14 protein-coding genes are annotated in these 14,580 nt (G+C 58.4%); all 14 read right to left on the bottom strand.

Features of this window, described 5'->3' with window-relative positions:
- Positions 1–233: 233 nt before the first annotated feature.
- The 14 genes from fleR to pseF all read right to left on the bottom strand — a co-directional run bounded on the left by fleR (position 234) and on the right by pseF (position 14,533).
- Positions 234–1,619, bottom strand: coding sequence for a sigma-54-dependent response regulator transcription factor FleR (fleR, locus tag ACZ9IM_RS02355; protein ID WP_427627555.1), 1,386 nt, complete (start codon positions 1,617–1,619; stop codon positions 234–236).
- 5 nt (positions 1,620–1,624) lie between these two features.
- Positions 1,625–2,830 carry a sensor histidine kinase gene (locus tag ACZ9IM_RS02350; RefSeq protein ID WP_476223441.1) on the bottom strand — a complete coding sequence of 402 codons (1,206 nt, stop codon included), beginning with the start codon at positions 2,828–2,830 and terminating at the stop codon, positions 1,625–1,627.
- 128 nt (positions 2,831–2,958) lie between these two features.
- Positions 2,959–4,434, bottom strand: a complete 1,476-nt coding sequence (locus ACZ9IM_RS02345) for a sigma-54 dependent transcriptional regulator (protein ID WP_007894189.1) — start codon at positions 4,432–4,434, stop codon at positions 2,959–2,961.
- A gap of 172 nt (positions 4,435–4,606) precedes the next feature.
- Positions 4,607–4,903 (bottom strand): flagellar protein FliT, encoded by a 297-nt coding sequence (gene fliT / locus ACZ9IM_RS02340; RefSeq protein ID WP_008072606.1) that lies wholly within the window; start codon positions 4,901–4,903, stop codon positions 4,607–4,609.
- 10 nt (positions 4,904–4,913) lie between these two features.
- Positions 4,914–5,309 (bottom strand): flagellar export chaperone FliS, encoded by a 396-nt coding sequence (fliS, locus tag ACZ9IM_RS02335; protein ID WP_476223289.1) that lies wholly within the window; start codon positions 5,307–5,309, stop codon positions 4,914–4,916.
- Positions 5,310–5,436: 127 nt separating this feature from the next.
- Positions 5,437–6,879: a flagellar filament capping protein FliD gene (fliD, locus tag ACZ9IM_RS02330; protein ID WP_476223288.1), complete on the bottom strand. Its 1,443-nt coding sequence runs from the start codon at positions 6,877–6,879 to the stop codon at positions 5,437–5,439.
- 82 nt (positions 6,880–6,961) lie between these two features.
- The gene (locus ACZ9IM_RS02325) at positions 6,962–7,327 is read right to left on the bottom strand and encodes a flagellar protein FlaG (protein WP_476223287.1); all 366 of its coding nucleotides are present in this window, start codon (positions 7,325–7,327) and stop codon (positions 6,962–6,964) included.
- A gap of 71 nt (positions 7,328–7,398) precedes the next feature.
- On the bottom strand, positions 7,399–8,244 hold the full coding sequence (locus tag ACZ9IM_RS02320; protein ID WP_217858367.1) for a flagellin domain-containing protein: 846 nt from the start codon (positions 8,242–8,244) through the stop codon (positions 7,399–7,401).
- 249 nt (positions 8,245–8,493) lie between these two features.
- The gene (locus tag ACZ9IM_RS02315) at positions 8,494–8,760 is read right to left on the bottom strand and encodes a hypothetical protein (protein WP_429542740.1); all 267 of its coding nucleotides are present in this window, start codon (positions 8,758–8,760) and stop codon (positions 8,494–8,496) included.
- Complete coding sequence (locus ACZ9IM_RS02310; RefSeq protein ID WP_476223286.1) at positions 8,757–10,049, bottom strand: motility associated factor glycosyltransferase family protein; 1,293 nt, start codon at positions 10,047–10,049, stop codon at positions 8,757–8,759. The genes ACZ9IM_RS02315 and ACZ9IM_RS02310 overlap by 4 nt, the downstream gene beginning before the upstream one ends.
- An 83-nt stretch (positions 10,050–10,132) precedes the next feature.
- A complete protein-coding gene (locus ACZ9IM_RS02305) occupies positions 10,133–11,059 on the bottom strand; it encodes a ketoacyl-ACP synthase III (protein ID WP_008072591.1) in 927 nt (308 codons plus the stop codon).
- A gap of 230 nt (positions 11,060–11,289) precedes the next feature.
- Positions 11,290–12,342, bottom strand: a complete 1,053-nt coding sequence (pseI, locus tag ACZ9IM_RS02300; protein ID WP_476223285.1) for a pseudaminic acid synthase — start codon at positions 12,340–12,342, stop codon at positions 11,290–11,292.
- Positions 12,339–13,841, bottom strand: a complete 1,503-nt coding sequence (pseG, locus tag ACZ9IM_RS02295) for a UDP-2,4-diacetamido-2,4,6-trideoxy-beta-L-altropyranose hydrolase (RefSeq protein WP_476223284.1) — start codon at positions 13,839–13,841, stop codon at positions 12,339–12,341. Before pseG ends, pseI begins: the two co-directional genes overlap by 4 nt.
- Positions 13,838–14,533 carry a pseudaminic acid cytidylyltransferase gene (pseF, locus tag ACZ9IM_RS02290; protein ID WP_476223283.1) on the bottom strand — a complete coding sequence of 232 codons (696 nt, stop codon included), beginning with the start codon at positions 14,531–14,533 and terminating at the stop codon, positions 13,838–13,840. Before pseF ends, pseG begins: the two co-directional genes overlap by 4 nt.
- Positions 14,534–14,580: the final 47 nt, after the last annotated feature.

The raw sequence follows: 14,580 nt of genomic DNA, 5'->3' as shown, positions 1-14,580 counted from the left end.
ACAAAAGCCTTCCGGGCTTTCCCTTAACCGCAAAACATTGGGGGAGCATGCCTTTGTGGCGAGGGGGCTTGCCCCCGTTCGGCTGCGCAGCAGTCGTAAAATCTCAGCACACAACAAACCTGCATCCCTCAAAAAGAAGGACCGCTTCGCGCTCCAACGGGGTGATGCGGCATTCCAACAAGCCCCCTCACCACAGGGCTCCCACATTTGGATTGGTGTTGCTGCGTCAACTTTCAGGTGGCGAACAAGTACGCTTCCACGTCCATTCCGGCGTCGCGCATTTGCGCCAGCTTGTAGCGCAAGGTGCGCGGGCTGATGCCCAGTCGCTCGGCGGCTTCTTTGCGACGGCCGCGCTCGGAACGCAAGGTGTCGATGATCATCTGAAATTCACGGCGCCGCAGGTCATCGCCGAGGGCGCCCGCCGATTCAGCTTCGACGTCTACGGCCCGCGTGGGGGTCGACGCCAATGGCGGCAACGGCGCACACGCCACAGGTCCGGCCAGGCAAAAATCCTGCGGCTGGATCAAGCCGCCTTGCTGCAGAATCAAGGCTCGCTGGATCGCGTTATCCAGCTCACGCACGTTGCCCGGCCACGGATAAGCGATCAGGCAAACTTGCGCCTCGGGCGAGAGCTTCGCCGCGGCATGCTTCATTTTATTGACGTGCTTGGCCAACAGTCGCTCGGCCAGCGGCAGGATGTCGGCGGTACGCTCGCGCAGCGGACGCCAGGCCAGCGGGAACACCGACAGGCGATAGTAAAGATCTTCGCGAAAACGCCCCGCCGTTACTTCGGCGGCAAGGTCACGGTTGGTGGTAGCCACCACTCGAATATCCAGCGTGATCGGCTTGCGTGCGCCGACTCGCTCGACTTCACGCTCTTGCAACACGCGCAGTAATTTGGCTTGAAGGCCGAGGGGCATTTCGGAGATTTCATCGAGCAGGATCGTCCCGCCATCGGCCTGCTCGAACTTGCCAGCCTGCGCCGCAATGGCGCCTGTGAAAGACCCCTTTTCGTGACCGAACAAGGTGGCTTCGAGCATGTTGTCCGGGATCGCTGCGCAGTTGATCGCAATGAACGGCTGACTGGCGCGGTGAGAGTGCTGATGGATGTAACGCGCCAGCACTTCCTTGCCGGTCCCGGACTCACCGGAGATCAACACCGTGGAGTCACTGCGTGCCACCCGCGCAGCCAGTTCCAGCAATTGCGCACTGGCGGGTTCGAACGCCACAGGCCCTTCACTCTCGGTCGCGCCCAGATTGCCCAGTGCGTGCCGCGCCACCAGATCGAGCAAGGCTTTGGGCTCGAAGGGTTTGACCAGATAATCCGCCGCGCCCTGACGCATGGCGTCGACTGCGCGCTCGACCGCACCGTGAGCGGTCATCAGTAATACAGGCAGTTGCGGCTGACGAGCCCGCAGCAATCCAAGCAGTTGATGACCATCCATGCCCGGCATGTTGACGTCGCTGAGCACCAGGTTAAATGCCTCGGCGCCGACCGCAGCCAACGCCTCTTCCGCCGAACCGACCGCCGTGTAATCGTGCCCGGCAAGCAGCAGCGTATCGGCCAATGCTTCCCGTAGCGCGCGGTCATCCTCGACCAGTAAAACCTTGATGGCCATGTCCTTCACTTCGCTCCCTGAGCGCTGGGTTGTTCACCAGAAAAAAGCGGCAAGATCACCTGCGCACAAGTGCCGCGACCCGGCCGCGAGCGCAATTGCAATTCTCCCTGATGAGCACGGGCGACTGCCTTGACCACGGTCAGGCCCAGGCCGGTGCCGGTGGTTTTAGTGGTGAAAAACGGTTCACCCAAACGCGCCAGTATCTTCGTGTCGATACCGCTGCCGCTGTCGCTGATGCACAAGCGCAGGTTGTTGCCGCGGGTATACAGGTGAACCTTTAAACGAACGTCGCCGGCGCTGGCCTGGATGGCATTCTCGATCAGGTTGAGGATCGCCCCGACCAAGGTGTCGCGATTACACAGCAACTCACCAGCATGACTGTCGCACTGCCAGCGAATCGGCAAGTCCTGAACGTGGGTCAGCGCTGCCGCTTGCAGCGACTGCATCAGCATCCTGGGGGTCACGCGATCGGTCAGCGGCAGCTCGCCGCGGGCGAACACCAGCATGTCGCGAACCTGGTGTTCGAGTTCATGCAGACGCTCTTTCAGGCGCCCGGCAAAACGTTGCTGGGTCTCGACCGGCAACTCCTGCTCAGTCAAATGACTGGCGTAGAGCAACGCAGCGGACAACGGCGTGCGAATCTGATGAGCCAACGAGGCAACCATACGCCCCAGAGACGACAGACGCTCATGACGAGCCAGTTGATCTTGCAGATGACGGGTTTCAGTCAGGTCATTGAGCAACACCAATTGACCGGGCTCGGCGTCCAGCGAACGCGTGGCGATCGATAGACGTCGACCGTCCTTAAGGGATATTTCGTGACCGTCGTCCTCGCGCGGTGCAAAGCATCGAGCAATCACATGACGCCACAGCTCGCCTTCGAGAGGCAGACCAAGCAGTTCACTCGCGGCGGGATTAGCTTCGCGCACGATACCCTGGGCGTCGATGACGATGACGCCGCCGGGCAACAGATCGAGGAGATTTTGCAGGCGGTTGGCCAGGCGTTCTTTTTCCGCCAGCTCCTGCATGCGCTGAGCACTGACCACCGCCAGCTCGCCCTTAAGCTCGGTGACCCGGGCTTCGAGCATGCTGTAGGAATTGGTCAATTGGCTCGACATCTGGCTGAACAGCGCAAATGCCTGCTCAAGGCCAAGCCGGCTTGCCTGCTCTACGGACGACGGTTGCCCCGAAGCATCAAGGGCAGGAGACATCTGGGCGGCTTGGGGCATCGGACTCTCTCGCGTGGTTGACCGTCAGTTAAACGGAACGTTGCGAGGGATGTAGCAATACCCGTGCCTAAAAAAAACTAACTATAAATGAAGGAGTTGAAAAACAGGCGTCAATCATCCGCCTGTTCATCACCGTCACGACGACTCATGCCGTACTTGCGCATCTTCTCCACCAGCGTGGTACGACGAATCCGCAGCCGTTCTGCCGCCCGCGCCACGATGCCATTGGCATCATCCAGCGCTTGCTGGATCAGTCCTTGTTCCAGACCACCGAGGTAATCCTTCAAGTCCAGGCCTTCCGGTGGCAGCAACGCATTGGCGGTGAAGTCCGGGGTATGACCGTTAATGGCCACCCGCTCTTCAAGATCGCTGCGCAGGCTGTCGACCAGTTGCTCGTCTTCGTCATCGACGTAGCGGAATTTCTTCGGCAACTCGACCACGCCGATCACCCCGTACGGGTGCATGATCGCCATGCGCTCCACCAGGTTGGCAAGCTCGCGAACGTTGCCCGGCCAGCCATGACGGCACAGCGACATGATCGCCGCCGAATTGAAACGGATCGAACCGCGCTTCTCGTGCTCCATGCGCGAGATCAACTCGTTCATCAGCAGCGGAATGTCTTCGACGCGTTCGCGCAATGGCGCCATCTCGATCGGGAACACGTTCAAGCGATAGTAGAGGTCTTCGCGGAAAGTGCCGATCTCGATCATGCTTTCGAGATTCTTGTGGGTCGCCGCAATGATCCGCACATCGACGCTTTGGGTCTTGTTGCTGCCCACGCGCTCAAAGGTGCGTTCCTGCAAGACGCGCAGCAGCTTGACCTGCATCGGCAACGGCATGTCGCCGATTTCGTCGAGGAACAAGGTACCACCGTTGGCCAGCTCGAAACGCCCGGCGCGACTGGTGATCGCTCCGGTGAAGGCACCCTTCTCATGGCCGAACAATTCGCTTTCGAGCAACTCGGCCGGAATAGCACCGCAGTTGACCGGCACGAACGGCGCATCACGACGCTTGGAGTGGTAGTGCAGGTTGCGCGCGACCACTTCCTTGCCGGTCCCGGACTCGCCGAGGATCAGCACGCTGGCATCAGTATCGGCCACTTGCTGCATCATCTGACGGACGTGTTGAATCGCCCGGCTGGTGCCGACGAGGCTACGGAAAAGATTGGGTTCACGGTGACGACCGCGCTCACGCGCCTGGTCATACATCTCGCGATAGACCTGTGCACGGTGCAACGAGTCGAGCAATTTGCTGTAGCTGGGTGGCATTTCGAGAGTCGAAAGCACTCGACGACGCTGGTCTTCCGGCAAGTCAATGGAAGAATTATCGCCCATTAACAAAACTGGAAGGAACTCATCCCAGGTTGAGAGTGTCTTTAACAAGCCCAAAAGTGCACCAGGAGCATTTACCGTCCCGATGAGGACACAGATTACTTCACGACTTGATGACAAAGAGCCGACAGCCTGCTGCCAGTCATGGCTGCCACAGGGTAAATTTTCTTCGCCAAGAAAATTTAAAATCACCGCCAAATCGCGGCGACGGACGCTATCGTCATCAATCAGCAGAATTTTGGTTTCACGCCACATGCAATAGCAACTTCCCTAGTCAACTCAATGCCCAAAATGAGGGGCAAGCTAGACGCTTGCAGACACGTTATGCCTGTAGACGCCTGAAATCTGGAACCAGCCACTAGTTAAGTCAAAAAACCGTGCACAGTCAAATTTATGGCGCACTATGTTTGGATTAACTGAGGGTTAACTACCCAAACAGATGGTAAACCTTTGCCGCGCTCTGCGCTTGGTGGATCTGCGACATCTCGTCGACTATCGCTTGGCGCTCCCCCGTCGCCGCCTCCAGAAGCTGTTTATACACCCCCAGCAACTCCTCAAGGTTGTCGCGCAACGCGGCTTCGTCCACCGAAGCTTCACTCAAGACGTCTTCCATGCAGGAACGGCAAGCCAGGTCCAATTCACCAATGGCCTCCCAGTTGCGCTCGGCCAATGCATCGACGAGGGCATCACGGGTTTGTTCGATTCGCTGCAAGACAAGACTCATAGTGATCTCCTTAAAACTGCGGACCCGGCGCGGCAATGGAATCCCAACCGTCTTTGACCGTGCGAAGCAGGTCGGCGACTTCGTCGAGAATTTTTGGATCGGTCTTGAGATTGGCTTCAGCCAGACGCTTCATCATGTAGGTGTAAAGGTTATCCAGCTCAGTCACCGAGTCGGCCTGATTTTCCAGATCCAGACCTTCACGCAGACCACCGATGATGCCTATGGCCTTGCCTATCAGAACGCCTTTGTTGGCGACATCCTTGCGCTCCATGGCACCTTTGGCCTGAGCGATGCGATCCAGGCCGCCTTCCATAAGCATTTGCACCAGGCGATGAGGACTGGCCTCGGAAGTCTGGGCTTGCGCGCCAATCTTCTGATACTGCCGAAGGGCTAACATCGGGTTCATGTCTTACCTCATCCAAAACTCTGTGATTCGTATAATCAAGCTATCGACACGGCGTCAAAAAACTTTAGACCAAACCAAAAAAAGCCCGACAAGCGGAATCCGCTGCCGGGCTTTTGGCGTTTCTGTGTTACGAGGCGTTTTTCTGCGCGTTCATCGCCTCGAACATCGAGGTGATGTTACTGGCAGTTGCCTTGAGTTTGCCGACCAGAGAATCCATGTCGTTATATTTTTTGGTCAGCACAGCAGTCAGCGTCTCGATACGGCGATCCAGGGCTGCCTGCTGGTTGGCCAGATTCGACTTGGCCTTGGCCAAGTTGGTCGAACGGGCATCGAGGATACCCTCACTGCCAGTGACCGTGTAAGGGGTGATTGCATCGTTCATGCGTGTCAGCAAGCCCTTGGCGGCATCGCCAGTCGCCGTCGGATCACCCAGGAACAGCTTCTGAACCTCACCACCGAGTTTTTGGGTATCCATCGCGGTCGTGAACTTGGTGCTATCGAAATCCAGCGCACCGGTTTTCTGATTGGTGGTGATACCCAGTTGCGACAGAACAGTGAGCTTGTCACCTGCGCCGGTAGTGACCAACGGCTGACGAATGGATGCCAGAATGCCGCGCGCCAATGGGTCACCGGTCAGTGCAGCAGCGATGGTCGGCTTGCCATCGTCATCCAGGGAAGGCTTGGTCAACGCATTAACACTGGTCACAACCTGGTTATAAGCGTCAACGAAAGCCTGGATGGATTTTTTCAGGCCATCACTGTTCGGGCCGACTGTCACCGTCGTGGTTACATCACCCCCGGCGACCAGATTCAGGGTCAAGCCGGAAATGGCCGCGTCAACCTTGTTGCTTTTGCTGGTCAGCGCGAGCCCATCCACGGTGAAATTGGCGTCCTTCGCGAAATCGCCAATGGCACCCGCCGAAGTCGCTGTCGGGGTTGTACCCATTTGCTGGCCGGCATTGATCTCCAGACCCGCAATACCGCTTAGGGTGATATCGGAACCGGCACCGGTCACCGTGGAACCCAACACCAGTCGCGAGCCAAACGAGTCGGTCACGATGTTGGCACTGAAGCCGTTGGCGCCCTGCTGTGTGTTTATCGCATCCCGAACCGACTGCAACGTCGCGCCCGCCGGAATGGTGACAGAACTGGAAACGCCGTTTTGCGTGATATTGAGCGTGCCGCTCGCAATGGCACTGCTGGTACCGCCGGCAAAGGCTGCGGTAGCCACTTTGGACGAAGTTGCAAGGTTAGTGACCTTGACCACGTAAGTGCCGTTGACGGCCGTGTTGCTGGCCACAGCGGTCAATACTTTCGCGTCAGCGGAGGTGGCGTTGTAACCCAGAAATTGCGGAGTTTGCGTATTGCCCAGATTCTTGATTGCAGCCTGGAAGTTCGCCAGGACACTTTTGAGGGAACCAATACCGGAAATCTGCGCGGTATTGATGGTCGTCTGACGGTCGATCTGGTTCTGCTTGGCTGCTTTGTCGGCATTGACCAAGGCTTTGACAATAGCACCGGTATCAAGGCCAGAGCCTAAACCCGTGCCCGGTAGAATTGGACTTGCCATGCATATCTCCCTTCAGTGTGTCGCCGGTCTTTTGACCACTACAACGTCCAAAAGAACATAGCAACAATATTCATGCCAGCGGTCAGGCTTTCGCGCTGAACAACAGGCTGCTTGCATCATTCAAACTATTGGCCAGTTTCAGGACTTCTTCATTGGGGATTTGGCGAACCACCTCACCGGAGTCACTGGCAATAACCTTGACCACAACTTTGCCTGAAGGCTCATCGATCGAGAACTCCAGATTGCGCTTGACCGACTGAACGAACTTCTCGATTTCCTGAACGGCCATCTTCAGTTTTTCCTGTTCGGTCTGATCGTTTTTACCTTCTTCCTTGACGGCAACCACTGGCGCAGTTTCCGCTCGAGGCTTCTCCACCGGCTTGTCGGCAACAGTCGTCGCCGGCTTCGCAGCTGGATAAGACAAGTTCAGCTTCACGCTCATATCCATGTCCATCACCTCTTAAACTGAAAAAGCGAGAGAGCGCGCATGCGCACTCCCCCGCCAAAACACATCAGCTATTACTGAAGCAGTTTCAGTACAGCGGATGGCAGTTGGTTGGCCTGGGCCAGAACTGCGGTGGAAGCTTGTTGCAGAGTTTGTTGCTTGGTCAGCTGTGCAGTTTCAGCAGCGAAGTCGGTATCTTGTACACGGCTCAGTGCAGCACTGGCGTTTTCGTTGATGTTCTGCAGGTTGGAAATGGTAGTCGAGAAACGGTTCTGAGCAGCACCCAAGTCAGCGCGAGTGGCGTTGATGTTTGCCAGAGCAGCGTCGATAGCCGAGATAGAGGCATCAACGTTAGTGTGGTTAGTTGTGTTATCCACGCCGGAAATGACAGTACCGGTCATGCCCAGGGCGCTGGCGTCGAAGCTGGTCGACAAGGTCAGAGTGATCTGGTTGTCAGAGGTAGTGTTCGAACCTACCTGGAACTCCATCGCACCAGCAGTACCGTCGATCAGCGCTTTGCCGTTCAGGTTGGTCGACTGAGCGATACGGGTCAGCTCAGCGATCGACTGTTGGTATTCTTTGTCCAGAGCGGTACGGTCAGCAGTGCCGTTGGAGTCGTTTCGCGCTTGCAGTGCGATTTCACGCATACGCTGCAGAATGTTGGTCGACTCTTGCAGAGCGCCTTCAGCGGTCTGAGCAATCGAAACACCGTCGTTGGCGTTTTTGATAGCCATGGTCTGGCCACGGATTTGCGAAGTCATGCGGGTAGCGATCTGCAGGCCGGCGGCGTCGTCTTTGGCGCTGTTGATTTTCAGGCCGGAGGACAGACGGGTCATCGAAGTCGACAGTGCGTCGGACGCACGGTTCAGGTTCTTCTGAACACTCAGGGAAGTAGTGTTAGTGTTTACTGTTAAAGCCATGACGAATTCCTCGTTGGTTGGGTACTGCGGCTTCCGGCCCTGGCAACCGCCCGGTATGGCCTAGAGAACCTTCGTAATAGTTATCGTCGTCAATGCAGGTTGCTTGAGGGGATTTTTGAATTTTTTTGCCATCACCCTGCCACCCCCTGTAAAACCAAGGCTTACCGACGATCCAACCACCAAAAAATGACGCCAGAGAACTGCCACAATCCTTCCTCACAGCCCCGCTCCCGCTGATCTGCCATGGCATTACGCAGAACTGACAGCCCCCAGCAAATCGACCAGTTCGTATTCAAGGTAGTCCGCCAGCGCCAGCCAGTCCTGTCGTTCCTGGCTATCCAGCATGCCTGCCAGCAATGCCATCCACCGGGCCGCGATCTGGCTGTCTGCCCCGCCAACCCGCGACTGCACCCCCTCTGCTACCTCGACCATGACCAGCGCCGCCTCGACATCCCTTCCCAGGCGAAACAACGCTGAACATTGCCGGGCCTGATCAACGAGTAGCACTTCGCTCATCGACTGAACTCCGGATGAAATGTCGTGCCGGCAATCATGGCCCCGGCTCGACTGCTGTTGTAGAAGACGACTTGTGGATTCGCAGCGATATAGCGCTCCAGCTCACACAAGTAGCTGCGGAAATTGAGCTGGGTCTTGACCCGCTGCCCATTCCCGTCCAACACCCAATGGCGAGCCGCGCCCAATTGGGGGCCAAGGTCGCCGTCATTCCAGCCGGCATGAGTCTTGTTGTTGGGGAACGCGAAGTCAGCCCCGAACAAGGTGATCTGACTGGCCCCCATTTTCACCGCCAGGTCCACCGCCGGATGAATCACGCTGCCGCCTGCAAACAGCCCGGCGCGGGGCAACTGCTCACGCAAATAACGGAAAACCGGGCTTGCCGAGTAGGCGACATAGCGTTTGCCTTGCCAGGCCTGCAACACGACAGGGTCCACCAGCGGCATATAGACCAGCGTGGTATTTGCGCTGTCCTCGGGTGGCAGATGACGCTGCGAGATACGCTGATCAATCGTGACAACCACATCCGGCTTGATGCCGTGTTCGATCAGCGGCCGGTAAGCAGTATCGACACAAACGAACAGCGGTCGCGGTGTCTGCCCTCGAACAGATCGCAAGGTCACGAAATGCTGTTCCAGGCTTGGCCCGGTGGCGATGACGAACATCGGCTGGCCAGCATGTGTTGCGAACAATTGTGCGACGTCGCCATCGACGCGGATCTGTTCGACACTTTCCAGCAGGCGTGCCGCTATTTCCGGATTGTCCGGATCGAACTCACGGTTGTTGAATGTCAGATGGGTTTCGCTGATCAAGCGGTCGCGGATCCTGGCGTTGTAGTCATCGGCCAGCACCAGCTCTGAAGGCAGGGCAAAGAACGGCAAACAGATTTCAGATAAATCGCCGGCATAGTGCAGCTGGACACGCGAATCGCTGAGCCACGGCTGTTGGTCGAGCAATTGCAAGACCAGCGCAAAAACCGCACCGTTGAGGATATGTACATGTAGCTGAATCAGCTGGGAACGCTGCAGCAGCTCCAGTTGAAGATCACCCAGTCCTGTGCCGTAAACGTGCACCACCGGGCTGTCGAGCGGCAGGCTTTCGGCTTGAAGCTGCGCTTCACGGGTACGGTCATGGCGACTGGTCAACTGAATGCCGTTGATGCTCAACGTCGAGCCCAGGCCTTCGACCAGATCGGCCTGCAACAGGCTCACGTCTTCAACCAGCAAGCGCGCAGACAGCAGCGGCCAGCGGCGCTGTATGATCTCGACGTTGCGCTCAAAGAACTCGCTCATGGAGCCTCGCTTTTCATTCGGGCAAAAAAATAGCGCTCAAGGTTACACCTTGAACGCTTTTTTTGTGCCTGGCTTTTAGAAGCTCAAGGACGATAGATGATTGCCGAACCCCAGGACAAACCAACACCGAAACCGCTGAGCGCCACACGCTTCCACTTGGAATCGAGCACATGTTTTTCCAGCAGCAACGGAATGCTCGACGACACGGTATTACCGGTTTCGACCATGTCCTTGATGAACTTCTCAGGCTCACCCTCGAAACGCCGCGCCACGGCGTCGACAATCGCCGCACTGCCCTGGTGAATGCAGAAGGCATCGATATCGTCAGCCGTCAAGCCCGAGTCAGCGAGCAGCTCATGCAAATGCGCCGGCACTTTGAGCAGCGCGAAGTTGAAGACCTGACGACCGTTCATGAAGAACACCCCGTCGGAAACTTTCAGGTGCGGCGCGCCGGAACCGTCGGTGCCGAACTTGGCCTTGCCCAGCTGCCACGGGGCATCTTCGCCCATCCAGGTGGCGGTGGCGGCATCGCCGAAGAGCATGGTGGTGTTGCGGTCTTCCGGGTCGACGATCTTCGAATACGGATCGGCGGTCACCAGCAGGCCATTCTTCAGGCCCGCGGCTTCCATGAAGCCCTTGATGGCGTAGATCCCGTAGACATAGCCGGAGCAGCCCAGGGAAATATCGAACGCTGCCACGGTCGTCGGCAGGCCCAGTTTGTCCTGAACGATGGCGGCGGTGTGCGGCAGACCTTCTTCGTCACCGTTCTGGGTGACGACGATCAGCACGTCGATGGCTTCACGCTTCAAATCAGGATTGTTGGCGAACAGCGCGTTGACTGCTTCGACACACAGGTCCGAGGTTTCCTGACCGGCATCTTTGCGCGGCAGGAAGGCCGAACCGATCTTGCCCAGGATGAATTCTTCATCCTTTTCGAATTTTGCACCTTGTGCGTAATTGTCCACGCCGGCTACAGGAACGTAGCTCGCAATGCTCTTTATGCCAATCATTACGGCTTCCCAATAATAAACAGCCCAATACCACCGCTCGCAAGGAATCGAGGGGCGCCGACAAACAACGAATAAACGTCGCCCTCAAGGGGTGACAGCGGGAAGAATAAAAGGCCATCACTGGGCTAAAAACCAGACCAGGCGCCATCTCCCCTTTTTATACAATACAGTGAAGATGCGCGTTATGACTCGCAGGTCACGCTATTTTGCCGAATCAGCCGCACAAGCGGTTATTCAACCAACGACCAATCCAGCGGTGTTCCGCGCTTGATGGGCTGGTGCGCACGGCGGCCCAGAAGGGTTTCAGCGTGTTTGGGGGCCAGCCCCAGGCCAGGCCGGATGGCCCGCAGATTGGCAACGGTGAAAGGCTCACCGGCGGCCATGTCCTGAGTGACGTATAGCGAACGTCGGTATACCAGAGACTTGCGCTCGGCTTCGGTCACGCCGTAATGCACCTGACCCATGGCCTGCCAGGCGCGTTCGGTTTCGATCACCAGGCTGGCGAGTTCAGCCGGTTCCAGCGAGAAACTGGCGTCCACGCCACCGGCGGCACGGTCGAGGGTGAAGTGTTTTTCCACCACCGTCGCCCCCAGCGCTACCGCGGCGACGGACACTCCAACGCCCATCGAATGATCGGACAAACCGACTTCACAGCCAAACAGCTCCCGCAGATGAGGGATGGTGCGCACATTGCTGTTGGCGGGCGTCGCCGGGTACGTGCTGGTGCACTTGAGCAACACCAGGTCCTTGCAACCGGCCTCACGGGCGGCACGCACGGTTTCGTCGAGTTCGGCGATGCTGGCCATGCCAGTGGAGATGATCAGCGGCTTGCCGGTGGCAGCGACCCGCCGGATCAACGGCAGGTCGGTGTTCTCGAAACTGGCGATCTTATAGGCGGGCACGTCCAGGCTTTCGAGGAAGTCCACGGCGGTGTCATCGAACGGTGTGGAGAACGCCAGCATGCCCAGCTCTTTGGCCCGGGCGAAAATCGGCGCGTGCCATTCCCACGGCGTATAGGCCTTCTCGTACAGCGCGTACAGCGAAGAACCGGCCCACAGGCTGTTGGGATCCTTGATGAAGAACTCGCCTTCGGACAGGTCCAGCGTCATGGTCTCGGCGGTATAGGTTTGCAGCTTCAAGGCGTGCGCGCCGGCCTTGGCCGCGGCTTCGACGATGTGCAGCGCCACGTCCAGCGACTGATTATGGTTGCCGCTCATCTCGGCAATGATGAACGGCGGCGCATCGGCACCGATCGAGCGGTTGCCGATCTTGAAACTGGTCATTGTTTTGGATCCTTCAATACGCGCGTGAACGCGCAAGCACTCTGAGTGAAACCTGCCTCGCGGAAAACTTTCAGCGACGCTGAATTGGCCGGCAATACCTGAGCGGTGATGACTTCCAGCGCAGGCCAATGAGCGGCGACGAAGGCTTCACCCCGCGCCAGCAGCGCCCTGCCCCAGCCCAGGCCAAATCGGCCTTCGAACAGATAAATCGAGACTTCGGCGCGAGTATCGTCGAGGTCATAACGCAGCACACCGACCGGGCCATCATCCGCCTCGGCGATCAACAGCAGCCGCCGCGGATTGCTCAGGCTCGCGGCCAGCCAGGCCTGATGCCGTTGCCAGTCGATGACGTGCGTGTCCAGCGACCAGCGCCGAACCGCTTCGGCATTGCGCCCATCGAACAACAATTGCGCATCATCCTGAGTGGCCTGACGAACCTGCAACACCGCCCCCGCCAGCGCCGCCGCCACCCGCTGCGCCCCACGGCCATCGACCAACTGCCGCGAGCGTTCAGCCAGACTCTGACGAATCCCCTGATTGCCCACGACAAAACCGATGGTCTGATGCAACTGCTCGACGCTGACCCGGTCGCGATTGCCCAGGAACACATGAGCACCCGAGGTCGCCATCACCTCGCCGTTGGCCTGCTGATTATTCGAAACCGCAATGCAGATCGTCGGCAGCCCCATGGCCGCCCGCTCCCAGCTGGTACCGCCACCGGCACCGATGAACAGGTCGGCCTCGGTCATCAGCTGGTAGAAATCGCTGACAAAACTGTGCAGGCGCCAGTTCGGACGATAGTCCACCAGACTCTGCATCTGCTCCCAGGCCGGGTTGTCGGCACCTGCCACGAAATCGACTTCCAGCTCATGGAAGTCCGCCAATGCCAGCATCGCGTGATGGGTCTGCATGGCCGCATCGAAACCGCCGAAGTTCACCAGCACTCGCCTGGCTCGAGGTTTGATCTCGATTGCCGGGCAACAGAACTCATCGCGCAGCAGGGCAAACCGTGGGCCCAGCAGGGTCTGGCAATCGGGCGTCAGCAGTGAGGCATAAGCCTCTGGCGTGCCCGACAGATTTTGATTGAGCAACAGATCGACGCTGTATTGCCGAGTGGCCAAATCGTCCACCGCCGCAATTCGTGGGGCCCAGCGGCGGGCGGCGGTCTGCCAATGGTGATCGAGACCGTAGTGGTCGGCGATGATCCAGTCGAAAGCCGGATGACTTTCCAGTGCTTGCCCCAGCGCAGCGATGTCCGCTTGCCACGGCAGCATCGACTCGATGGCCTGCTGTGGGTCTTCATCGGGGTAGCGCTCCGGCAGCGCGAAAGTCTCGAAATCCTCAGCCTGCAGACTGTCCAGCCGATGCCCCGGCAACTGACGACACGCGAAGGCAACGTGCGTGCCCTGCTTGCGCAATACCCTGGCCAGGGTCAGGCAACGGGCGATGTGGCCACTGCCAATGGTCGGCGACGCGTCGGCGCGGATCAGCACTCTCATTGCAGCTCACCTCCCGCCTTCAAGGCGATGTAGAGGTATTCGGCGCGTTTCCAGTCTTCGAGGGTGTCAATGTCCTGCACCAGATGCCGCGGCAGAATCACCGGCAGGCTTGCCGGCGAGAACAGCACATCGCCACGCAACCAGGCTTCGCTACGCCCCCAATAGAACTGGCCGGCGTCCTGAAAAGCTTCGGGCAAATCCTGGGAACGGGTCTCGCGAAACTCCGGGTAGAGCGAGGTCAAGGCGCCCTGCTCGTCGAGGGTCAAGGCCCGTTGTACCGGGAAGCCAAAACCGGCGACTGAAAACGCGAAAGACTTGTCCGGATGCTGCACCAGCAACTCATGCCCCTGACGCAGATAACGCGCCTGCAACAGGGGCGCCGTCGCGTAGACGCAGCACGCATAGTCGAACGGCGGCAATTGCTGCAAGGCATGTACGATCACCGCTGCAGTCCCGGTGAAATCGTCGGCAAGCGCCGCGGGCCGCATGAACGGCACTTGAGCCCCATTGGCCCGTGCCACCTCGGCGATTTTTTCATCGTCAGTACTGACGATCACCTGGTCGAACAGATTCGACTCCAGCGCCGTGCGAATCGAACGGACGATCATCGGCACGCCGTCGAACGGCTTGAGGTTCTTGCGCGGGATTCGCTTGCTGCCCCCGCGGGCCGGAATGATCGCAACACTGCTCAAGAGTCAGTACTCCTCAAGTCACTATTCCTCAGTCGCTATTTCTCAAG

The organism is Pseudomonas sp. TE12508 (assembly GCF_056279485.1).
The sequence above is the reverse complement of the archived record's forward strand: the minus strand, read 5'-3'. Positions and strand labels throughout refer to the sequence as shown.

Excerpts from the sequence above, each read along its gene's own strand:
- ACZ9IM_RS02310 (WP_476223286.1), bottom strand. The coding sequence starts at position 10,049 with ATGAGCGAGTTCTTTGAGCGCAACGTCGAGATCATACAGCGCCGCTGG.
- ACZ9IM_RS02345 (WP_007894189.1), bottom strand. The coding sequence starts at position 4,434 with ATGTGGCGTGAAACCAAAATTCTGCTGATTGATGACGATAGCGTCCGT.
- ACZ9IM_RS02350 (WP_476223441.1), bottom strand. The coding sequence starts at position 2,830 with ATGTCTCCTGCCCTTGATGCTTCGGGGCAACCGTCGTCCGTAGAGCAG.
- ACZ9IM_RS02325 (WP_476223287.1), bottom strand. The coding sequence starts at position 7,327 with ATGGATATGAGCGTGAAGCTGAACTTGTCTTATCCAGCTGCGAAGCCG.
- ACZ9IM_RS02305 (WP_008072591.1), bottom strand. The coding sequence starts at position 11,059 with ATGATTGGCATAAAGAGCATTGCGAGCTACGTTCCTGTAGCCGGCGTG.
- pseG (WP_476223284.1), bottom strand. The coding sequence starts at position 13,841 with ATGAGAGTGCTGATCCGCGCCGACGCGTCGCCGACCATTGGCAGTGGC.
- ACZ9IM_RS02320 (WP_217858367.1), bottom strand. The coding sequence starts at position 8,244 with ATGGCTTTAACAGTAAACACTAACACTACTTCCCTGAGTGTTCAGAAG.
- fliD (WP_476223288.1), bottom strand. The coding sequence starts at position 6,879 with ATGGCAAGTCCAATTCTACCGGGCACGGGTTTAGGCTCTGGCCTTGAT.
- pseI (WP_476223285.1), bottom strand. The coding sequence starts at position 12,342 with ATGACCAGTTTCAAGATCGGCAACCGCTCGATCGGTGCCGATGCGCCG.
- fleR (WP_427627555.1), bottom strand. The coding sequence starts at position 1,619 with ATGGCCATCAAGGTTTTACTGGTCGAGGATGACCGCGCGCTACGGGAA.
- ACZ9IM_RS02315 (WP_429542740.1), bottom strand. The coding sequence starts at position 8,760 with ATGAGCGAAGTGCTACTCGTTGATCAGGCCCGGCAATGTTCAGCGTTG.
- fliT (WP_008072606.1), bottom strand. The coding sequence starts at position 4,903 with ATGAGTCTTGTCTTGCAGCGAATCGAACAAACCCGTGATGCCCTCGTC.
- fliS (WP_476223289.1), bottom strand. The coding sequence starts at position 5,309 with ATGAACCCGATGTTAGCCCTTCGGCAGTATCAGAAGATTGGCGCGCAA.